This is a genomic window from Stenotrophomonas sp. 05L44_2 (genome assembly GCF_056665995.1).
Map to the genome: position 1 here is coordinate 1 of NZ_JBFTNR010000643.1, position 2,402 is coordinate 2,402.

Annotated in this window: 3 protein-coding genes; 2 read left to right on the top strand and 1 reads right to left on the bottom strand. The window is 69.7% G+C overall.

What is annotated here, in order from left to right:
* Positions 1-52: 52 nt before the first annotated feature.
* Positions 53-703: a YceH family protein gene (locus tag AC1VAN_RS18635; RefSeq protein ID WP_025875434.1), complete on the bottom strand. Its 651-nt coding sequence runs from the start codon at positions 701-703 to the stop codon at positions 53-55.
* A gap of 100 nt (positions 704-803) precedes the next feature.
* Between AC1VAN_RS18635 and AC1VAN_RS18640 the strand changes: the two genes are divergently transcribed.
* Together AC1VAN_RS18640 and pyrF are read left to right on the top strand one after the other, a co-directional pair.
* Positions 804-1,724 carry a 5'-nucleotidase, lipoprotein e(P4) family gene (locus AC1VAN_RS18640; protein WP_025875432.1) on the top strand — a complete coding sequence of 307 codons (921 nt, stop codon included), beginning with the start codon at positions 804-806 and terminating at the stop codon, positions 1,722-1,724.
* Positions 1,721-2,402: orotidine-5'-phosphate decarboxylase (gene pyrF, locus AC1VAN_RS18645; RefSeq protein ID WP_480986423.1), on the top strand; the 682-nt coding region annotated here is incomplete at its 3' end. The genes AC1VAN_RS18640 and pyrF, both read left to right, overlap by 4 nt.

The following is a 2,402-nucleotide window of genomic DNA, read 5'->3' on the forward strand; positions in this document are numbered from 1 at the left end:
GGCACTACCGGGTGCAGCTGCGATGGCGCCGGGCCATGCCCGGCGGGCTGTTTCAGCCGCGCAGCCCGGCCAGTTGGGCCTGCAGCTCGGCCACTGCCGCTTCCAGCTGCGCCACGCGCTCGGCCAGGCCGGGGTCGGCCGGCTCGGCGCCGCCGCCACTGCTGGCGTACTTCGCTGCCAATGCCGCGCCGTCCACTTCACCGCACAGCAGGTGCATGTAGCGGTCTTCGCGYTGGCCGCTGGCGCGCGGCAGCACCACCAGCAGGGCACGTTGCTGCAGGCGCTCGATGGCGTGGCGGGCTTCGTCGGCATCGGCGAAGCGGTGCAGGCGCTCGGCGCGGGTGACCAGTTCGCCCAGGGTCTGCGGCCCGCGCAGCAGCAGCAGGGCCAGCAGCACGGTCTGCTGCCGGGTCAGGTCCAGCGCGCTCTGCAGGCGGTGCTCGTAACGGTCGGCGCGCGAGGAGAAGTGCTGGCGCGCCAGGCCCAGGGTCTCCAGCTGGCGCAGCGCATGCTCCACGCTGCCGGCGCTCACGTTCATCACCGGCTCACGGGCGGTCTTCTGGTTGGCCGCCGATTGCGCGGCGTTGACGGTCAGCGGGTAGGTGTCCGGGGTGGTGGCTTCCTTCTCCACCAGGCAGCCCAGCAGGCGCGCCTGTACGGCATCCAGCAGCGGAACGTCGGGGGTCTGGGCAGGGTCGGTCATGGCGGCTTCCGGAAGACAACGTGTCAACCGCCAAGCATAGCCGTCCCGGCGGCGCCTTTGCCGGTAAAATGGGCCGGTATATCTGATTGCCGGTGAATCCATGCGTCGTCCCGTTTCCCTGTCCCTGACCCTGCTCGCCACCGCGGTGCTGGGCCTGTCCGCCTGCAAGCGCGTGGAAGCGCCTGCCGAAGCCGCCACCCCGCAAGCCCCGGCCGCCGCCGCCAAGGCCGACGGCGCGCTCGACGCGACCGCCAACGACAACCTCAATGCCGTGCTGTGGATGCAGCGCGCGCAGGAATACAGGGCGATCACCGAGCAGACCTACCGCGCCGCCGCCGACCATCTGGACGTTGCGCTGAAGGAAGCCCACTGGGACGCGCTGGTACCGGAAGAGCGCGGCAACGAGGCCAAGGGCCTGAAGCCGGCCGTGGTGCTGGACGTGGATGAGACCGTGCTGGACAACTCGCCTTACCAGGCGCGCCTGGTGCGTGACGGCAAGGAATACGACGAACTCAGCTGGGACCAGTGGGTGGCCGAAAAGAAGGCCAAGGCCATTCCTGGCGTGGTCGATTTCGCCAAGGCTGCCAATGCCAAGGGCGTGACCCTGCTGTACATCTCCAACCGCGCCGTGCACCTGAAGGACGCGACCCTGGCCAACCTGCGCGAGCAGGGCCTGCCGGTGGCCGATGACAGCGTGTTCCTCGGTCTGGGCACCGTGGTTGAAGGGTGCGAGCAGGCCGGCAGCGAGAAGAACTGCCGCCGCCGCCTGGCCGGGCAGAAGTACCGCGTGCTGATGCAGTTCGGCGACCAGCTGGGTGACTTCGTGGAAGTGACCGCCAACACCAACGATGGCCGCGACGCGCTGCTGCAGCAGTATCACGACTGGTTCGGCGAGCGCTGGTGGATGCTGCCGAACCCGACCTACGGCGGCTTCGAGCCGGCGCAGTTCAACAACGATTACGCGCAGTCGCGGCAGGCCCGTCATGACGCCAAGCGTGCCGCGCTGGACTAYGCRCCGTGAGCYGCGCSCCGCTGCCGCTGCGYGAYGAMGARCGCCTGATCTTCGCGCTGGACGTGCCTGACCGYGTGCAGGCGCTGGMSTGGGTCGASCGCCTYGGCGACAGCGTGGCGTTCTACAAGATCGGCATGGAACTGCTCGCCTCCGGTGAGTACTTCCAGGTGCTGGACGAATTGGCACGCCGCGACAAGCGCGTGTTCGTCGACCTGAAGTTCTTCGACATCCCGGCCACCGCCGCGGCAGTGATCAAGCGCCTGGCGCAGTGGCCGGTCAGCTACGCGACCATCCACGGCTGGCACCCGGCGATGATGGAGGCCTGCGCGGCCGCCAACAGCGGCGACATGCGCCTGCTGGCGGTGACCGTGCTGACCTCGATGGGCCGCCCGGACCTGGCGCAGATGGGCATCGACCGCGAGCCGGTGGAGGTCGTGGTCGAACGCGCGCTGGCCGCACAGGCCGCTGGCATCGACGGCGTGATCGCCTCTGGCCAGGAAGCCGGCCCGATCCGCGCCGCGACCGGCGCCGGTTTCTCGATCGTCTGCCCGGGCATCCGCCCCGGTGGCCCGGTCGGCGATGACCAGAAGCGCACGGTGGGTGTGGCGCAGGCGTTTGCCGATGGTGCCGATGCCATCGTGGTCGGTCGTCCGATCCGCCATGCGTCCGATCCGCAGGCTGCAGCAC